Below are 17,750 nucleotides of genomic sequence, written 5' to 3' on the forward strand. Positions count from 1 at the left end.
CGCTGCGTGAGAGAAGGTCATGGCCGAAACATTAACCATGCATTTACCTGGCGACAAGCAGGAATGATCTGTGCTTCGAGTCACGGTGGGGGATGTTAGGTAAGCACCTAATCGCGTCAGGATGCGGAAAAAGGCTGCACTGCCGCACACGGCACCGGTGGTGGTCTGCGGCAGCGGGTGGGCGGGATTGGGCCCTTGGGCCTGGGGCTGCGATCAGGCGCCCAGCTCGCGGTCCCTCTCGGCAATGGCCTCGAAGGCGCGCACGACGGCGTCGGAGAAACCGGCCCGCTCCAGGGCCACCATGCCCGCCACTGTTGTCCCTCCGGGGGAGCAGACCGCGTCGATGAGGTCGGCCGGGGTGCGGCCGTGGCCTCCCTCAGCGGTGCGCTGAGCCTCGGTCTGCACGGTACGGGCGGTCCCCAGCACCGCCTGCGCCACGATCTGGACGGCCTGGGCCTTGGGGATGCCGCCCATGACGCCGGCGCGAGCCAGGGCGTCGATGAAGGCGCACACCAGGGCGGGGGAGGAGCCCGCCAGACCGATGAAGGAGGAGAAGTCCTTCTCCTCCAGGACCACGGTGCGACCGATGGTCTCCATGAGGGTGCGTACCGTCTCCAGGTCCTCGGCGCTCGCACTGCTACCGGGGGCCAGTGCGGTCATCGACTCGCCCACGGAGGCGGCCATGTTCGGCATGGTGCGCACCACCCGGGTGCCGCTCGGCAGCATCGACTCCAAACGCTCCAAGGGCACACCGGCCGCGATGGAGACCACCAGGGGGCGGCTGTCGGTGATGGCCTCCGACAACCGGGGCAGGACATCGGGGATGACGTAGGGCTTGAGGCCCAGGATGAGGACGTCGCTGCGTGACACCAGCTCGGCGGCGTCGGGCACGTGGACGGCCCCGACCTGCTCGGCCAAGCGCTCGGCAGAGCCGTGCTTGCTGGTCAGCAGCAGGTGCCCGGCCGGTGTTCCCGCAGCCACGGCCCCTCGCACAATGGCGCTGACCATGTTGCCGGCGCCGATGAACCCGATACGCATGAAGGCCTCCTGCTCGTGAGCGACATGAGGCCATCACCGTACCGCGGCTGTGCGCCAGGCGATGCGACTTCCGGGGGTTCCGGTGGCCGTCAGAGCACCATGGCGGCGATCCACCCGGCGATGAGCAGCGGAATGTTGAAGTGCAGGAAGGTCGGGATGACCGAGTCGCGCATGTGGTCGTGCTGCCCGTCGGCGTTGAGCCCGGCCGTGGGCCCCAGCGTGGAGTCCGACGCCGGTGAGCCGGCATCCCCCAGGGCCCCGGCGGTCCCGATGAGAGAGACCGTGGCGACCGGTGAGAAGCCCAGGGAGACGCACAACGGCACGTAGATCGCGGAGATGATCGGCAGGGTGGAGAAGGACGAGCCGATACCCATCGTCACGATGAGGCCCACGAGCAGCATGACGAAGGCGGCTGCGGGCTTGGAGCCCGCGAACAAGGAGGTCGCCGACGTCACCAGCGGCTCGATCTGCTTTGTCTCCTTCAGGACGGCGGCGAAGCCCTGCGCCGTGATCATGATGAGCCCGATGAGCGCCATCATCCGCATGCCGCCGGTGAAGACGTCGTCGGCCTCGGCGATGGTGACGACCCGGGTGGCCATGAACAGCAGCAGGCCGATCAGGGCCCCGACCAGGAGCGGGTCGGCCTCGGACTCCGTCCAGGTCAGGAAGGTCTGGACCATGAAGCAGGCGACGACGGCGACCAGCGCGATCGCCACCTTGTGGCGGTCGATCTCGACCGGGCCGGAGTCCTCCTCGCCCGAGCCGGTGGTGCCGCCGGTCTCGACCCGGTAGACGCGGGGCTTGCGGTAGGTGACGAACACGGCGATGAGCAGTCCCGCGAGCATACCCAGTGCCGGAATCCCCATGGCCTGGGTGGCCGGGACCTGGGAGACGTCCAGGCCCGCCTCCTCGATGTTGGCGTAGAGGATGTCATGGAGGAAGACCCGTCCGAAGCCCAGGGGCAGGAACATGTAGGTGGTGACCAGCCCGAAGGTGATGGCGCAGGCCACGGCGCGACGGTCCAGCTGAAGACGGCTCATGACGATGAGCAGCGGCGGGACCACCAGTGGGATGAAGGCGATGTGAACCGGGATGAGGTTCTGACTCATGACAGCCATGGCCGTGATCCCGCCCAGCACCAGCATGGTGGTGGTGCGCACGGCCCTGCGGGAGACGGACTCGTCCTTGTTCTCGATGCGGCCGATGAGCCAGTTCGCCAGCAGCTGGGGCAGGCCCGAGTGTGCCACCGCCATGGCGAAGGCCCCCAGCAGCGCGTAGGACAGGGCGATCTTGGCTCCGGCGGCCAGTCCGTCCTGGAAGGCGACCATGGTGCGGCTGACGCCCAGGCCTGCACTCAACCCGCCCGCGAGCGCGCCGACGAACAGGGACAGGACCACATGGACGCGCAGCATCGCCAGGATGAGCATGACCAGGACGGCGAGGATGATGGCGTTCATAGGGGGCCTTCCGATATGGGGCCGACTGTGCTGGGCTTCGCGAGCGGGCCTGGGTAAGTCCGTGTGAATCGCAGCCGATTGTGCCAGGTGGGCGTGACGGGGACGTATCGTGGACCGATGAGCGAGAACCCGAAGAACGTCACCGTCGACTCCGCCGTCTCCGAGCCGGCCCGCCGCGCCCTGATCACCGGTGCCTCCACCGGTATCGGTGCCGCCACCGTTCGGCTCCTGCGCTCCCACGGGTGGGAGGTCGTCGCTACCGCGCGGCGGGTGGAGCGCCTTGAGGCGCTGGCCGCCGAGACCGGCTGCACGTGGGTGGCCGCCGACCTCCAGGAGCCCGGCGACGTTGAGCGCCTGGCCAGTGAGGTGCTGGCCGGCGGAGCTGTCGACGCCGTCGTCAACAATGCCGGCGGCGCGCTGGGGGTCGACCCGGTCGCCGAGGGCAGCGCCCAGGAGTGGGCGACCATGTACGAGCGCAACGCGCTCGCGGCCCTGCGCGTGAGCCAGGCCTTCCTGCCCGGGCTTCGGGAGCGGGGCGGGGACCTGGTCTTCCTCACCTCCACGGCGGCCCACGACACCTACCCCGGTGGGGGCGGATACGTGGCGGCCAAGCACGCCGAGCGGATCATCGCCAACACGCTGCGCCTGGAGCTGGTGGGGGAGCCGGTGCGCGTCATTGAGATCGCCCCCGGCATGGTGGCCACCGAGGAGTTCTCCCTCAACCGTCTCCATGGAGACGCCGAGGCCGCGGCGAAGGTATACGCCGGCGTGGCCGAACCGCTCAGCGCCGACGACGTCGCCGCCTGCATCGCCTGGACGCTGGAGCTGCCCGCTCACGTCAACATCGACTCCATGGTGGTGCGGCCGCGGGCCCAGGCCTCCAACACGCTGGTGGCCCGGGAGCAGTAGGGGAGCGGCGTCGTCGCACATAGGTGGTCCACAGGCTCGACCTGCCCCGGGCACAGCGCGGGTTCCTAATGTCTCTTCCAGCCCCGGCCGGGCCGGGAACCAGACTGAAAGGACACCCATGACCAAGCACGTCTCCTCCGGTGGCGACGCCACTTCCTCCCCGCGCGACGCGGCCACGGAGAGCCTTCCCACCAGGGAATCCGCCGACGCCACCGATGCCGCTGCGCAGCGCCTGCCGCAGGACACCGTGGGCGACCCCGGCAGTGATGGCAACACTGCCGGCAGTACGGACGTCAGCACGGACGTCAAGGACCTCAAGGCGGCTGCGGGTAGCGCTGACTCAGGGCCGGTGAGGACCGAGGCTCTCTCCAAGGACGTCACGCCGGACTCCGCCACGGGCTCCGGGGCGGCTCACTCGGCTGCCGGCAGCAGCACTGCCGACACCCGGCTGGGCGGGGCGTGGGCGTCTCCGGATGCTCAGAACGCCGCCACCATCGGCGTCGTGCCCTCCACGTCCGCGGCGGCTAAGAAGGCCCGGACCAAGACTCGCGGGCCCTGGTACCGCCGTCGCGCCGTCGTGGGCGCTGCCGGGGTGGCGCTGCTGGCGGGCTCCTTCGGGGCCGGGTGGGGGACCAACGAGCTCCTCAGCTCCCACTCCCAGCACGGTCAGGCCCAGCAGCAGGGAGCCGGCAACGGACAGGGCATGCCCGGAGGGGGTCAGGGAGGTCCTGGCGGGGGAGGCCCCGGTGGTCAGGGCGGGCCCGGTGGGCAGATGCCCGGAGGCGGCCCCGGCGGACAGGGTGGCCAGGGAGGCCCCGGCGGACAGGGTGGCCAGGGAGGCCCGGGCGGCCAGAACGGCCAGGGCGGTCCGGGAGGAGGCTCCGGTGGAGCCGGCCGGACCACTCCCAACGGGGACGCCTCCAGTGGCTCGGGCTCGAGCGGCGACCAGCAGTCGGGCTCCGGCTCGGGTGATGGCAACCAGAAGGGCGGCTCAGGCTCCTCGGGCGTCCTCCAGCAGCAGGACGCCTCTCCGAGCACGCAGGGCTGAGGCCGCCGGCACCGCCGCCCACAGATCACCATTTTCTTCACAGGCGACGCGTATTCGTGTCGCCTGTGAAGTTCTTGTCGGTGTGTGCAGATTCGGTTACGGTCGATGGCACGCCTCGCAGCGCTCACCCTGATGACACGGAGGAGAGGAACCCGATGACTGACGCACACCCCCGCATGGCGTTGGGCACCATGCACTTCGGAACCCGCCTGCCTGCCACCCAGTCCCGTGAAATCCTCGACGCCTACCTGGATCTGGGCGGCCAGTGGATCGACACCGCGAACTGCTACGCCTTCTGGGGAGCCGAGTCCGGCCTCGGGGGCCAGAGCGAGACCGTGATCGGCCAGTGGCTCGCTGATCGCGGCGTGCGTGACCAAGTGAGGATCAGCACCAAGGTCGGTGCGGAGCCGACCCGCCCCCACGGCTTCCCTGGCGCCGTGGAAGGTCTCGGCAGGGAGACCGTCAACCAGGCCATCCGGGACAGTCTGCAGCGCCTGCAGACGGAGCGCCTCGACATGTACTGGGCCCATATGGAGGACCGGGAGCAGCCGGTCGCGGATGTTGCTGAGACCTTCGGCGCCCTGGTTGACCAAGGGTTGACCGCACGGATCGGGCTGTCCAACCACCCGGCCTGGTACGCCGCCGCAGCCAACGTGCACGCCCAGCAGCGGGGCTCAGCCGGCTTCAGCGCCCTGCAGCTGCGGGAGTCGTACCTCCACCCGAGGCCGGATACTCCAGTTGAGGGCGAGGACCACCCTCACGGGATGATGACCATCGAGAGCAAGGACCTCGCCGAGCGCTGCGGCCTGGACCTGTGGGCCTACACGCCGCTGCTCACCGGCGCCTACGAGCACCCAGAACGTCCGCTGCCTGAGGCCTACAGGCACCCGGGGACTGACAAGCGGCTGACAGCGCTGCGCACGTGGTCGGAGCGTCTTGCCAGGAAGCCGAGCCAGGTCGTCCTGGCCCTTCTCAACGCCCAGCAGCCGACCATCACCCCGATCGTGGGCGTCAGCAGCGTCGCCCAACTCACTGACGCCATCGAGGCCACGCGCTTCAGCCTCCCTCAGGAGGCCGTCGAGGAGCTCAACGCAGCCGGCTAGAGGTACGGCTAGACCGAGCGGCTCCGAGCCGGCGACCAGCAGCACCGCCCACAGATCAACATTTTCTTCAAAGGCGACGCGTATTCGTGTCGATTGTGAAGTTCTTGTCGGTGGGTGCAGATTCGGTCGCTGGGGCCGGGGCCGGAGCAGAAGGGCATCCAGCCGCTATTCCACCGCCGGGTGTGGGGAGGATGACGCCGCCAAGCCGCGGCGTGAACTGGCCCCGGCGGCACGCCCCCCACTACACTCCCCGGAGCAAAGGCACTGACCCGGCCATCACCGGCGAGCCTCCGGAAGAACCGGACCCCGGCGCACCAGCGTCGTCGGCCCTCAGTAGAACCGGACGGGACAGCCCGTCACAGCTGGAAACGAAGCGGTCGTGCACACCGTCCCTCTCAGGGCGCGCAGCACGGCAAGCGAGGTGGTACCGCGGTGCGGCACCAGCCGGGCACCAGTCCCGGTCGGGAGCCGACGTCGTCCTCGTCAGGCCCCGGGCACCCGCCCGAGGCGGCAGGAACGAGTGAGACGAGAGCACACCGCGATGGCTGAGAAGATGGCTGACAGCACCACCGCCGACGGCAGCGAGCCGACCGGCGCCGCCTTCTACCCCTTGCACCGCCCGGGGGAGCAGATCGACCCCTCGCCCTCCTTCCCCGCCATTGAGGAGGACGTCCTGGCCTACTGGAAGGCCGACGGCACCTTCCAGGCCTCCATCGACAACCGCGCCGAGCCCTGCGACGAGTTCGTCTTCTACGACGGACCGCCCTTCGCCAACGGCCTGCCCCACTACGGCCACCTGCTGACCGGCTACGTCAAGGACGCCGTCGGGCGCTACCAGACCCAGCGCGGCAAGCGCGTCGAGCGCCGCTTCGGCTGGGACACCCACGGCCTGCCCGCCGAGCTCGAGGCCCAGCGTCTGCTCGGCATCGACGACGTCACCGAGATCACCCGCCCCGGCGGCATCGGCATCGAGAAGTTCAACGAGGAGTGCCGCAGCTCCGTCCTGCGCTACACCAAGGAGTGGGAGGACTACGTCACCCGCCAGGCCCGCTGGGTCGACTTCGACAACGACTACAAGACCCTCGACCCCGACTACATGGAGTCGGTGCTGTGGGCCTTCAAGCAGCTGTGGGACAAGGGGCTGGCCTACCAGGGCTACCGCGTCCTGCCCTACTGCTGGCACGATCGCACCCCCTTGAGCAACCACGAGCTCAAGATGGACGACGACGTCTACCAGGACCGCCAGGACAACACGGTCACGGTGGGCCTACGCCTGGAGGAGCCGCTGCGCCAGGGCGCCGAGCGCCCCGAGCTGGTCCTCATCTGGACCACCACCCCCTGGACGCTGCCCTCCAACCTGGCCATCGCCGTGGGGCCCGACGTCGAGTACGCGATCGTCCACGTCGACGAGGACCTCGACTCACCCGTCGCCGGCCAGGACGTCGTCATCGCGAAGGACCTCCTGGGCTCCTACGCCCGCGAGCTCGGCGAGGACCCGCAGGTGCTGGCCACCTGCGCCGGGGCCGACCTGGTGGGGCGGCGCTACCACCCGATCTTCGACTACTTCGACGACGCCGCCCACCGTGCCGAGGGCGCTGCCCCGGGGCCGAAGGCCTGGACGATCATCGCCGCCGACTTCGTGACCACCTCCGACGGAACCGGCCTGGTGCACATGGCCTCGGCCTTCGGTGAGGACGACATGATCGCCTGCTCCGAGGCCGGCATCGAGACGGTCGTGCCCGTCGACGACGGCGGCTGCCTGACCGAGGAGATCCGCGACTACGCCGGGCTGCAGGTCTTCGAGGCCAACAAGCCCATCGTCGCCGACCTGCGCGACGGCACCGGCCCCCTGGCCCGCCGTGACGAGAACCAGCGGGCCGTCCTGGTGCGCCAGGCCTCCTACGTGCACTCCTACCCGCACTGCTGGCGCTGCCGCAAGCCGCTCATCTACAAGGCCGTCTCCTCCTGGTTCGTGCGCGTCTCGGCGATCCGCGACCGCATGGTCGAGCTCAACCAGGACATCGACTGGTACCCCGGCCACATCAAGGACGGCATCTTCGGCAAGTGGCTGGCGAACGCGCGTGACTGGTCGATCTCCCGCAACCGTTTCTGGGGCGCGCCCATCCCGGTGTGGGTCAGCGACAACCCCGACTACCCGCGCACCGACGTCTACGGCTCCTACGCCGAGCTCGAGCGCGACTTCGGTGTCAAGGTCACCGACCTGCACCGCCCCTTCATCGACACCCTCGTGCGGCCCAACCCCGACGACCCCACGGGTAAGTCCATGATGCGCCGCATCCCCGACGTCCTGGACTGTTGGTTCGAGTCCGGCTCCATGCCCTTCGCCCAGGTGCACTACCCCTTCGAGAACGTCGAGTGGTTCGAGTCGCACTATCCGGGCGACTTCATCGTGGAGTACATCGGCCAGACCCGCGGCTGGTTCTACACCCTCCACGTCCTGGCCACCGCCCTGTTCGACCGGCCCGCCTTCACCTCCTGCGTCTCCCACGGCATCCTCCTGGGTAACGACGGGGCGAAGATGAGCAAGTCGCTGCGCAACTACCCGGACGTCTCCATGGTCTTCGACCGCGACGGGGCCGACGCCATGCGCTGGTTCCTGCTCTCGGCGCCGGTCATGCGCGGAGGCAACCTCGTGGTCACCGACAAGGCCATCCGCGACACCGTGCGCCAGGTGGTGCTGCCGCTGTGGAACACCTGGTACTTCTTCGCCCTCTACGCGGGCCAGGTGGGTCAGTCCGGCTACGTCACGAGCGGCGTCGACCTGGACGACGCGAGCCTGTTCGCCAAGCACGGCGGCCTGCACGTCATGGACCGCTACGTCCTGGCCCGCACCAAGGACCTGACCGAGACGGTGGCCGCCCAGATGGACGGCTACGACATCACCGGGGCCTGCGCCACGATCCGCGACTTCCTCGACGTGCTCACCAACTGGTACCTGCGCACCTCGCGCCAGCGCTTCACCGACGGCGAGACGACCGCCTTCGACACCCTGGCCACCGTGCTGCGGGTGCTCACCGAGGTCATGGCGCCGCTGGCGCCGCTGGTGAGCGAGGAGATCTGGCGTGGCCTGACCGGTGGGCGCTCCGTGCACCTGACCGACTGGCCCGTGCTGCCCGGGCATGTCGCCAATGCCGAGCTCGTGGCGGCCATGGATGAGGCCCGAGCCGCGGTCTCGGCCGCCCTGAGCCTGCGCAAGGCCGAGAAGCTGCGCGTGCGCCAGCCGCTTCGCAGCCTGACCATCGCTACCGCCGACCCGGCCGGGCTGGCCCCCTTCCGCGAGCTCGTGGCCGAGGAGGTCAACGTCAAGGAGGTGCGGGTCCTGGACGCCGAGTCCGCCGGCTACGAGGCCCGAACGGACCTGGCCCTCAACCCGCGCGCCTTCGGCCCCGAGGTCCGCAAGCTCACCTCCAAGCTCTTCGCCGCCGTCAAGGCGGGCCAGTGGGAGCTCACCGAGGACGGGGACGTGCGCTTCAACGACGTCCTGCTCGATGGCGCCCCCGTGGTCCTGGAGGCGGAGGACTCCGCCTTCACCCTGGCCACCCGCATCGAGGTCGACGATGACTCCCTGGCCGCCACCATGCTGCCCTCGGGGGCCTTCGTGGTCCTGGAGACGGCCCTCGACGACGCCCTGGAGGCCGAGGGCTGGGCCCGCGACCTGGTGCGTCTGGTCCAGGACGAGCGCAAGGCCTCCGGCCTGCACGTGGGGGACCGGATCCGCCTGGAGCTGAGGGTTCCGGAGGACAAGGGCGCCTGGACCGGTGCCCACCTGGACCTCATCAAGCGGGAGGTCGGTTGCGTGGACGCCTCCGTTGTGGCCGACCCGGCCGTGAAGGAGCCCACCGCCACGGTTGAGAAGGTCACCGAGGCGAGGGAGAGCTGATCCAGCCGGCGAACGGGCCGCGTCGTGGGGTCGGCCAGACCGATGAGCTCGGTCTGGCCGACCCCACTCCTGTATCCAGGTCCGAGAGACGAGCTGAGGTTCTCCCGCCCCAGCCCAGTGATGTCGTCGTGGCGATGAGCTGCCGGGAGGGGCGCTGCGCACGGCGACGCGGAGCCGATCCGACACGCCGGTAGGTTAACTTTCCTATTACCTGAGGTGTGAGGCAGAATAATCCCGTTGCTCGGCCACCAGGACCTGGTTGAGCGACGGTGCTCCTCCTCCCGCGGTTCGCCTCTCCCATCTCCCGGTCGGCATGCCTTCTACCGCCATGATGGCGGTAGGGGAAGCGTCGTGCGCAGCCTTCTCCCTGGAGCGGGCTCGCTGATGGCCTTGGTTGTGAGAGGTGCGGACGATGAGTATCAAGGGTGCTGCAGAAGCAGTTCTTCCCCCGCCGGCTCAGGATGGTTGAAGCAGGCGATCTACCACCGCAACTGTCACCTGTCGCCGCCCCAGTACCGTGCGGCCCTCAAACACTGGTACTGGCTCTTCAAGGGACGCCCCTGCCACCTGGAGGCGCCGCGCACCATGACTGACAAGATCCACTGGCTCAAGCTCTATGACTCCACACCCCTCAAAGGGCGTCTGGCGGACAAGTTCCTGGTGCGCGAGTGGGTCGCCGACACGGTGGGGGAGGAGTACCTCGTACCTCTGCTGGGTGTGTGGGACTCGCCTGATGAGATCGACTTCGCCTCCCTGCCGACCAGCTTCGTCCTCAAGGCCACGCACGGCTCGGGGTGGAACATCCTCGTACCGAACAAGAGTGCTCTTGATGAGGAGTGGGCCCGTGGACGCCTCAAGGAGTGGCTCGGCCTGCGCCAGGCGATGAAGGGCGGCTTCGAACTGCACTACGAGTACTGTGAGCCGCGCATCGTGTGCGAGCGCTTCCTGCGTGACTGCACAGGGGGCCTGAGGGACTACAAGTTCATGGTGTTCGACGGCGTCGTCCAGTTCGCCTTCACCGTGGACAGGCGTGCGGGGCTCGCGATGCGGGGGACCTACCTGCCGGACTGGACCCGAGCCCCCTTCGAGTACACCTGCGAGGCTGTCCGTGCCCCGGACGTTCCCCCGCCGAGCGGCCTGGAGACCATGCTCCGGCTCGCCAGCAGGCTCGGGAAGGGGTTCGCCTGCGCGCGCGTTGACTTCTACCAGGTGCGGGGACGTGTCTACTTCGGTGAGATCACCTTCACTGACGCCGATGGGTTGTCTGAATTTGCTCCCGCTCGCTACAACCGCATATTCGGTGATCGAATCGTCCTTCCTGAGAAGAAGTCGTTCAAGGGCATCATCCTGTGATGGTTTAATGCTCAGGGAATAGTGTCTGTAGATTTTCTACGAAGATCGTCGTGCTCGGTGAGTGAGACCTCTCAAGTCGCTCGATGTGCGTGAGGGCTTTCTCATTAAATCCGTCGGTTACTTGCTCTGTTCGGGCTCTTGCGTGTTACTGTCTGTGTCATTAATTCTGGCGCTCCTTCGTGGGGTATCGTGACTGTCGCTTCATGCTGGTGAGTGCTGTGTCCTATCAGTCCTGAATAATGACAGGTGGTATGCGGATGACGCTCGAGGACCTTCTTCATCTAACTCGTCGACGTTTCGGATCTCTCGCGCTGGCGATCGTGATCTGCGTACTTTTGTCAGTAGTGTTCGCTTTCGTGACGCCGAGTTCGTACACGGCGACGGCTCAGGCGTACCTGCATGTGGAGGTGGGCGGAGACCCGGGGCTGAACACACAGTCCCACTACAACGCGGCCCAGCTTGCCGACTTGAAGGCCGAGGCCGCCGTTCCGGTCTTCACCTCGGAGGCGGTCGCCCAGCGCGTGATCGAGTCCCTCAAGCTGGATGTCACCCCGGAAGAGCTGGCCTCCTCGGTGTCGGCGACACGGACGCCTGAGACTGTGTCGGTGCAGGTCTCCGTGGAGGCCTCCACTGCGCGTCAGGCTCAGGTTCTGGCCGATGAGGTCGTCCGCCAGACGGCCGAAGAAATGACCGAGCTGGAGGGCAGTGACTCTCCGGTGAAGATCTCCCTGCTGTCCTCCGCCGAGCTGGTGAGTGCCACTCGGTCCCCCGCCCTGGTCACCTGCGTGGGCGTGGGGCTGCTGGCCGGACTGGTTCTGGGTTACGTGTGGATTCTCGTCCAGGAGCTGCTCGACAAGAGCCTCAGGGGACCGGAGGACGTGCGCAAGGCCCTGTCGACGCCCGTGCTCGGTGTACTGCCGAAGGATCCGTCGCCTCTGCGGCTGGGGCGTGGTGCGCAGACAGAGGTTGAGGAGCGGCTTCGGGCCGCTCGCACCAACGTGCTCCATGCCCTGTCTCACGGGGCTCGGCAGGTCGTGGTCGTCACCTCTGCTGGTCCGCGGGAGGGGGCCTCGACGACGGCTGCGGGTCTGGCGCGGGTCCTGGCTCTGTCCGGTCATCGGGTCGTCCTGGTCGGAGGAGACCTGCGCTCGCCAAGTGCGGTCGGCGCCCCGGGTGCCCCAGGGCTCGCGGAGGTCCTGGTGGGGTCGGCTCGTCTCAGTCAGGTCCTGGTCGAAGGCGAGGTGCCGGGCCTGGAGCTCCTGCCTGCCGGCGACATGCCCGGGAACCCCTCTGAGCTGCTCGGCGGTCGCAACATGAGCGACCTCCTGCACCATCTGGCCGCAGACCGCATCGTGATCATCGATGCGCCTCCGGTATGCCGCTTCACCGATGCAGTGGTGCTGGCCGAGTATGCCGGTGGCGTCCTCCTCGTGGCGCGAGCCGGGCGTACCTCCGCCGAAGAGCTTCGCGAGGCCGCGCTGGCCGTGGGGCAGGGAGGCGGGCACATGCTCGGCGTGGTGCTCACCAACGTGTCCGATCTCGGGCGCGGTAGTCGGAGTGCCCAGACCGCCGTCACTCATGCGGAGAGTGCCACCGTCTGACCCTTCCTTCCCTGAATGCGGCACGTGCGCAGAGAGCCGAGCCGTGACGTCAAGGATGTTTATCCAAATGTTACTTTGCAGTCGCACTGACGTTAGTCGTTGGGGCGTGTGCTCCGGGGTCCCGCTGGAATGAATCTTGACGCTTCAGGCTCTCAGGTCCAGTCGCCTGTGGATTTATACCATTGTGTCGAAGTGGATCTGTTGGTAAACGACGATCGAGGAGTAGCATCCTCAAAATCTTCCAATCGGTGACTCTCGGTGTTAGATTAACGCTGAGCATTAAATACGGAATCTAATAGTGATGATTCAATGGGTTCCGTATGCCCTTTTCTGTGCCGTCTCCTCCTGTTGAGCAGTAGGAGCCGCATCCCCAAGTCCGTCCCGCGAAGCAGTGAAACCTGCTCGCCCATATGCAGATTGAAACCCTGATGACATTTGAAATCTGTCGCTCCTGCCAGCGTCAAACGCTTGATCGGAGTTCCTCACTCTCAGGCGGTGTGTCCCATGCTCCTCAGCAGACTCAATGGAGCGTGACGACTCATGGCTGAAGTACATCAGGACTCCCACGGCACCGCCGGCCGTGATGAGCGCAGTACCGAGGTTGGTCGCCCTGGCGCACCTCAACCCGCACGATCCCTCGCAGCGCCCGGGGGTGCCACCGCGGGCGTCCCTTCAGCACCGGGCTCAGCGCCCGTGAGACCGTCGGACTGCGGCGCGCAGCGGGGAGGCTTCGCCCTGTGCCGGCTCGAGCCCCTCGCCTTGATGGTCATCGACTTCCTGGCCACGTATATGGCGCTGTACTCCGCGGCCTGGGGGACCACGAAGTGGGCGACCGCCACGGGGGCGACCGGCGGCCTCCTGGCCGTCGGGGTGCTCGGGATCGTCAACGTGGGCGTCTTCGCCACCTTCAAGATGTACAACAGCCTGTGGCGCTACGCCTCGATGGCGGAGGCGCTGAGGATTCTGTACGCGACCGTCGTCGGCTCGATCTGCGGCGACCTGCTCTTCTCCCTGGCCTTCGATGGTGGGCTGTCAGTGCGTTCCTACGTCATGGCCTGGGCGCTGCTCGTCATCATGACCGCGGGGACTCGCCTCGCCGCCCGGGCGCTGTGGCACAGCCGCGCCCAGCGCAGTGCTCGCGCAGGTGAGCCGGGCTCCCGCCCCCGTACCCTCATCGTCGGAGCCGGGCAGACCGGTTCTCTGACCATCAAGCGCATGCACCTGGGGGACGAGGACATGTGCGGAGAACCGGTGGCCCTGGTCGATGACGACATCACCAAGCACGGTCGCCACGTCCACGGCGTCAAGGTCTACGGTGCGTGTGACGACATCCCCCGCATCGCCCAGGAGTGCCGGGCCGAGCAGATCGTCCTGGCCTGCCCCTCGGCGCTGGCCTCCGAGCGCCAGCGCATCCTGTCCATCTGCCTGACAACGGGCCTGAGGATCCTCACCCTCCCGAACGTACGGGACCTGGCTCAGCAGGATGACGGGCGGATCGCACTGCGGGAGGTCGAGATCTCCGAGCTGCTCTCCCGTGACGAGGTCGCCTTCGACTCCACGGGGATGGGGTACGTGCGCGACCAGGTCGTCCTGGTCACCGGCGGTGGTGGCTCCATCGGCTCTGAGCTGGTCCGTCAGCTCATCGAGGCCCGGCCTAGCCAGATCATCATCTTCGACGTCTACGAGAACACGGCCTACGAGCTGCTCCACGAGATGCAGCCCAAGGCGACCGAGCTGGGGGTGACGCTCTCGGTCGTCATCGGCTCGGTGACCAACGAGCGCATCGTCCGCGACTGCTTCCAGCGGTACCGGCCCAGGGTCGTCTTCCACGCGGCGGCCCACAAGCACGTGCCGCTCATGGAGGACAACGCCCGTGAGGCCGTGGAGAACAACGTGCTGGGCACCTGGGTCGTCTGCCGTCTGGCGGAGGAGCTCGGCTGCAGCCACTGCATCCTGGTCTCCACCGACAAGGCGGTCAACCCCACCAACGTCATGGGGGCCACCAAGCGGCTGTGCGAGCTGGAGATCCAGGCCCTGGCCCAGACCAGCCGCTCCACCGTCTTCGCCGCCGTGCGCTTCGGCAACGTGCTCGGCAGCCACGGCTCGGTCATCCCGCTGTTCAGGCGCCAGCTCAGATCAGGTGGGCCGCTGACTGTCACCCACCCCGACATCACCCGCTACTTCATGACGATCCCCGAAGCGGCCCAGCTGGTCATCACCGCCGGCTCCATGGCCCAGGCCGGAGAGATCTTCATCCTGGAGATGGGCAAGCCCGTGCGGATCTACGACCTGGCTGTCAACCTCATCAAGCTCTCGGGCCTGCGGGTGGGGCGTGACATCGAGGTCGTCTTCACCGGGCTGCGTCCTGGCGAGAAGCTCTACGAGGAGCTGCAGATGCACGATGAGGATCTGCACCCCACGCAGAACCCCTCGATCCTTGTCTCCACGGCACTGCCTCCCACCAGGCTGGAGGTGGAGGACAAGATCGCTCGGCTCATGGCCTGTCTGCCCCAGGGCGGTGAGCAGATCAAGCGGGAGCTTGCTCGCGCGGTGCCCACCTATCACCCACGTTTTGACAACAGTACGAATCCGTCGCCAACAGTGAGGACAGCTGACTGATGCGTGTTGATTTCTCGCCTCCAGACATCACCGACGCCGAGTGCCAGGAAGTGGTGGATGCACTGCGCTCTGGCTGGATCACCACCGGACCGCGCACCAAGACCCTGGAGAAGCAGGTGGCGCAGCGCTGTGGAACCACCCGGGCCGCCTGTCTGAACTCCGCGACCGCCTCGCTGGAGCTGACCCTCCGGGTCCTGGGCATCGGTCCCGGAGACGAGGTCATCGTCCCGGCCTACACCTACACGGCCTCTGCCTCCCCGATCGTTCATGTGGGCGCCACCCCCGTGATCGTCGATGCCGGTGACGCTGACGGCGGCTACGGGCTGGACCCCGGCGCCCTGGAGGCCGCCATCACCCCGCGGACCAAGGCCGTCATCCCGGTCGACATCGGTGGTCGCATGTGCGACTACCCGGCGCTGCGCGCGGTCGTAGACAGCCACAGCCGCCTGTTCACACCGGCAGGGGCAGTCCAGGAGGCGCTGGGACGTGTCGCCCTCGTCGCCGACGGCGCCCACAGCTTCGGTGCCCGGCGCGACGGCACGCCCTCGGGCAGCGCCGCCGACTTCACCACCTTCAGCTTCCACGCCGTGAAGAACCTGACCACCGCGGAGGGCGGTGCCGTCACGTGGAGGCCGGAGCTGGGCCTGGACGAGGAGCTCTACCGCCAGTACATGCTGCTGTCCTTGCACGGGCAGAGCAAGGACGCCCTGTCCAAGACTCGCCTGGGGGCCTGGGAGTACGATGTCGTCAGCCCCGCCTACAAGTGCAACATGACCGACGTGTGCGCCGCGATCGGCCTGGCGCAGATGACTCGCTACGACTCGATGCTCGAGCGTCGGCGCCAGATCATCACCCGCTACGACCAGGCCCTGGCGCCGGCGGGCGTGACATCGCTGCGGCACTACGAGGACGGGAGCGTCTCATCCGGGCACCTCTACCTGGCGAACCTGCCGGGCCTGGGGGAGGAGGCGCGCAACGAGTTCATCGAGCGCATGGCGCGCGCGGACGTGGCCTGCAACGTCCACTACAAGCCGCTGCCCCTGCTGAGCGCCTACCGCGACCTCGGCTTCTCCATTGAGGACTTCCCGCAGGCCTACGCCCTCTATGCCAGTGAGGTGAGTCTGCCTCTGCACACCTCACTGACCGACGAGCAGGTCGACTACGTCATCAGCTGCGCGCTCGAGACGCTCGCGGCGATGGGCCGCTCATGACGATGCCGCCCTGGGGGAGCTGCCGGCCTCCCTGCGTACCGAGGAGGTCCGCCCCTACTACGAGGCACTGGCCCGGCGCGGAGTCCAGCTGCGGCTCAAGCGCCTGCTCGACGTCGTCGGAGCGACGATTCTGATGGTGCTGCTTGGGTGGCTGTTCATCATCCTGGCGGCCCTCATCAAGCTGGACTCGCCCGGACCGGTGTTCTTCCGCCAACGGCGGGTCACCCAGTTCGGGCGCGAGTTCCGGATCGTCAAGTTCCGCACTATGACGCACCGGCCGGCAGACCCCGGCGACCAGATCACCCGGGGCAACGACCCCCGGGTCACCAAGGTCGGAGCGGTGCTGCGCCGCTACCGGCTCGATGAGATCAGTCAGCTCATCGACATCCTGCGCGGCACGATGAGCTTCGTAGGGACCAGGCCGGAGGTGCCCGAGTACGTCCAGCAGTACACCCCGCAGATGCGGGCCACCTTGCTGCTGCCCGCCGGAGTCACCTCCACAGCCTCCATCGAGTTCAAGGACGAGGCCGAGATCCTGGCGGCCGCCCCGCGGGGCCAGGACGCCTACCTCACTCAGGTCCTGCCGGCCAAGATGCGCCTCAACCTGCGTGACGTCCAGAACTTCAGCATCGGACGAGATCTGTCGATCGCGCTGAGGACCGTCCTGGCGGTGGCCAGGTGAGGCGCGCAATGACGACACCTAAGGAGCAAGCATGACAGCAGGCACTGAGCAGGATCGCGAACTGGACTCCGACCTGGTCTCCATCATCATGCCGACGTACAACTGCGGGGCCTTCATCGCCGAGACCATCGCCACCGTCCAGGTCCAGACCCACCCCCGCTGGGAGCTGATCGTCGTCGACGACTGCTCCACCGACGACACCACCGATGTCGTGGGGGCCCTGGCCAAGGACGACCCGCGGATCCGGTACGTGCGGCTGGAGACCAACAGCGGTGCCGCCATGGCCCGTAACCGGGCGATGGAGCTGGCCCAGGGGCGCTACATGGCCTTCCTGGACTCCGACGACCTGTGGCACCCCGACAAGCTCAGGCGCCAGATCGACTTCATGACCTCGCGTGACGTGGCCATGTCCTGCACCGCCTACGCCCAGATCGACGAGCAGGGCGTGCCCACCGGAAGGATCGTGCGCAGCCCGGCCAGGATCAGCTACAACCGCCTGCTCCTGGACTGCCCGGTGGGCAACTCCACCGTCATGTACGACGTGGCGCGCCTGGGCAAGTTCGAGGTTCCCAACATCCGCAAGCGCAACGACGACGCACTGTGGCTGCGCATGCTGCGTACCGAGCCCTACATCTGGGGGATGCCGGTGGTGCTCATGAGGTACCGGCTCCGCTCGGGATCGGTGTCGGCCAACAAGCGGAGCCTGGTCAAGTACCACTGGACGCTCTACCGCGACATCGAGCATCTCAGCGTCCCCCGCTCCGTCTTCCACATCGGCGTGTGGGTCCTCATCAAGACCCTCAAGGTGAAATGAGGACCGGCGTTAGC

At 67.6% G+C, this 17,750-nt stretch carries 12 protein-coding genes; 10 read left to right on the top strand and 2 right to left on the bottom strand.

Going from position 1 to position 17,750, the window contains the following annotated elements; all coding sequences use genetic code 11:
* Nucleotides 1-213: 213 nt before the first annotated feature.
* Entirely contained in the window at nt 214-1,038 is an 825-nt protein-coding gene (gene proC, locus AXE84_RS09045; protein ID WP_010613541.1) for a pyrroline-5-carboxylate reductase, read from the bottom strand.
* 89 nt (nt 1,039-1,127) lie between these two features.
* Entirely contained in the window at nt 1,128-2,495 is a 1,368-nt protein-coding gene (locus AXE84_RS09050) for a Na+/H+ antiporter family protein (RefSeq protein ID WP_060957639.1), read from the bottom strand.
* 117 nt (nt 2,496-2,612) lie between these two features.
* Here AXE84_RS09050 and AXE84_RS09055 point away from each other — a divergent pair, with 117 nt between their 5' ends.
* The 10 genes from AXE84_RS09055 to AXE84_RS09100 all read left to right on the top strand — a co-directional run bounded on the left by AXE84_RS09055 (nt 2,613) and on the right by AXE84_RS09100 (nt 17,736).
* Nucleotides 2,613-3,404, top strand: a complete 792-nt coding sequence (locus AXE84_RS09055) for an SDR family NAD(P)-dependent oxidoreductase (RefSeq protein ID WP_060957640.1) — start codon at nt 2,613-2,615, stop codon at nt 3,402-3,404.
* Nucleotides 3,405-3,522: 118 nt separating this feature from the next.
* Nucleotides 3,523-4,452 carry a hypothetical protein gene (locus tag AXE84_RS09060; RefSeq protein WP_060957641.1) on the top strand — a complete coding sequence of 310 codons (930 nt, stop codon included), beginning with the start codon at nt 3,523-3,525 and terminating at the stop codon, nt 4,450-4,452.
* Nucleotides 4,453-4,607: 155 nt separating this feature from the next.
* Nucleotides 4,608-5,555 (top strand): aldo/keto reductase, encoded by a 948-nt coding sequence (locus AXE84_RS09065; RefSeq protein ID WP_060957642.1) that lies wholly within the window; start codon nt 4,608-4,610, stop codon nt 5,553-5,555.
* A gap of 541 nt (nt 5,556-6,096) precedes the next feature.
* On the top strand, nt 6,097-9,456 hold the full coding sequence (gene ileS / locus AXE84_RS09070; protein WP_060957643.1) for an isoleucine--tRNA ligase: 3,360 nt from the start codon (nt 6,097-6,099) through the stop codon (nt 9,454-9,456).
* Nucleotides 9,457-9,921: 465 nt separating this feature from the next.
* The gene (locus tag AXE84_RS09075) at nt 9,922-10,809 is read left to right on the top strand and encodes an ATP-grasp fold amidoligase family protein (RefSeq protein ID WP_236750035.1); all 888 of its coding nucleotides are present in this window, start codon (nt 9,922-9,924) and stop codon (nt 10,807-10,809) included.
* A 257-nt stretch (nt 10,810-11,066) separates the two neighbouring features.
* Nucleotides 11,067-12,410, top strand: a complete 1,344-nt coding sequence (locus AXE84_RS09080; RefSeq protein WP_335339255.1) for a polysaccharide biosynthesis tyrosine autokinase — start codon at nt 11,067-11,069, stop codon at nt 12,408-12,410.
* Between the two features lie 693 nt (nt 12,411-13,103).
* A complete protein-coding gene (locus AXE84_RS09085; protein WP_236750037.1) occupies nt 13,104-15,029 on the top strand; it encodes a polysaccharide biosynthesis protein in 1,926 nt (641 codons plus the stop codon).
* Nucleotides 15,029-16,240, top strand: coding sequence for a DegT/DnrJ/EryC1/StrS family aminotransferase (locus AXE84_RS09090; RefSeq protein ID WP_010613550.1), 1,212 nt, complete (start codon nt 15,029-15,031; stop codon nt 16,238-16,240). The genes AXE84_RS09085 and AXE84_RS09090 overlap by 1 nt, the downstream gene beginning before the upstream one ends.
* Before the next feature lie 133 nt (nt 16,241-16,373).
* On the top strand, nt 16,374-16,922 hold the full coding sequence (locus AXE84_RS09095; RefSeq protein ID WP_420480482.1) for a sugar transferase: 549 nt from the start codon (nt 16,374-16,376) through the stop codon (nt 16,920-16,922).
* Between the two features lie 31 nt (nt 16,923-16,953).
* Entirely contained in the window at nt 16,954-17,736 is a 783-nt protein-coding gene (locus AXE84_RS09100; RefSeq protein WP_060957646.1) for a glycosyltransferase family 2 protein, read from the top strand.
* Nucleotides 17,737-17,750 lie beyond the last annotated feature (14 nt).

This window comes from Actinomyces oris, from assembly GCF_001553935.1.
GTDB classification, from domain to species: Bacteria; Actinomycetota; Actinomycetes; order Actinomycetales; family Actinomycetaceae; genus Actinomyces; species Actinomyces oris_A.

What these genes read in the sequence shown, in the direction of transcription:
- AXE84_RS09100 (WP_060957646.1), top strand. Translation starts at nt 16,954, where the DNA reads ATGACAGCAGGCACTGAGCAGGATCGCGAACTGGACTCCGACCTGGTC.
- AXE84_RS09095 (WP_420480482.1), top strand. Translation starts at nt 16,374, where the DNA reads ATGGTGCTGCTTGGGTGGCTGTTCATCATCCTGGCGGCCCTCATCAAG.
- AXE84_RS09060 (WP_060957641.1), top strand. Translation starts at nt 3,523, where the DNA reads ATGACCAAGCACGTCTCCTCCGGTGGCGACGCCACTTCCTCCCCGCGC.
- AXE84_RS09065 (WP_060957642.1), top strand. Translation starts at nt 4,608, where the DNA reads ATGACTGACGCACACCCCCGCATGGCGTTGGGCACCATGCACTTCGGA.
- AXE84_RS09055 (WP_060957640.1), top strand. Translation starts at nt 2,613, where the DNA reads ATGAGCGAGAACCCGAAGAACGTCACCGTCGACTCCGCCGTCTCCGAG.
- AXE84_RS09080 (WP_335339255.1), top strand. Translation starts at nt 11,067, where the DNA reads ATGACGCTCGAGGACCTTCTTCATCTAACTCGTCGACGTTTCGGATCT.
- ileS (WP_060957643.1), top strand. Translation starts at nt 6,097, where the DNA reads ATGGCTGAGAAGATGGCTGACAGCACCACCGCCGACGGCAGCGAGCCG.
- AXE84_RS09090 (WP_010613550.1), top strand. Translation starts at nt 15,029, where the DNA reads ATGCGTGTTGATTTCTCGCCTCCAGACATCACCGACGCCGAGTGCCAG.
- proC (WP_010613541.1), bottom strand. Translation starts at nt 1,038, where the DNA reads ATGCGTATCGGGTTCATCGGCGCCGGCAACATGGTCAGCGCCATTGTG.
- AXE84_RS09050 (WP_060957639.1), bottom strand. Translation starts at nt 2,495, where the DNA reads ATGAACGCCATCATCCTCGCCGTCCTGGTCATGCTCATCCTGGCGATG.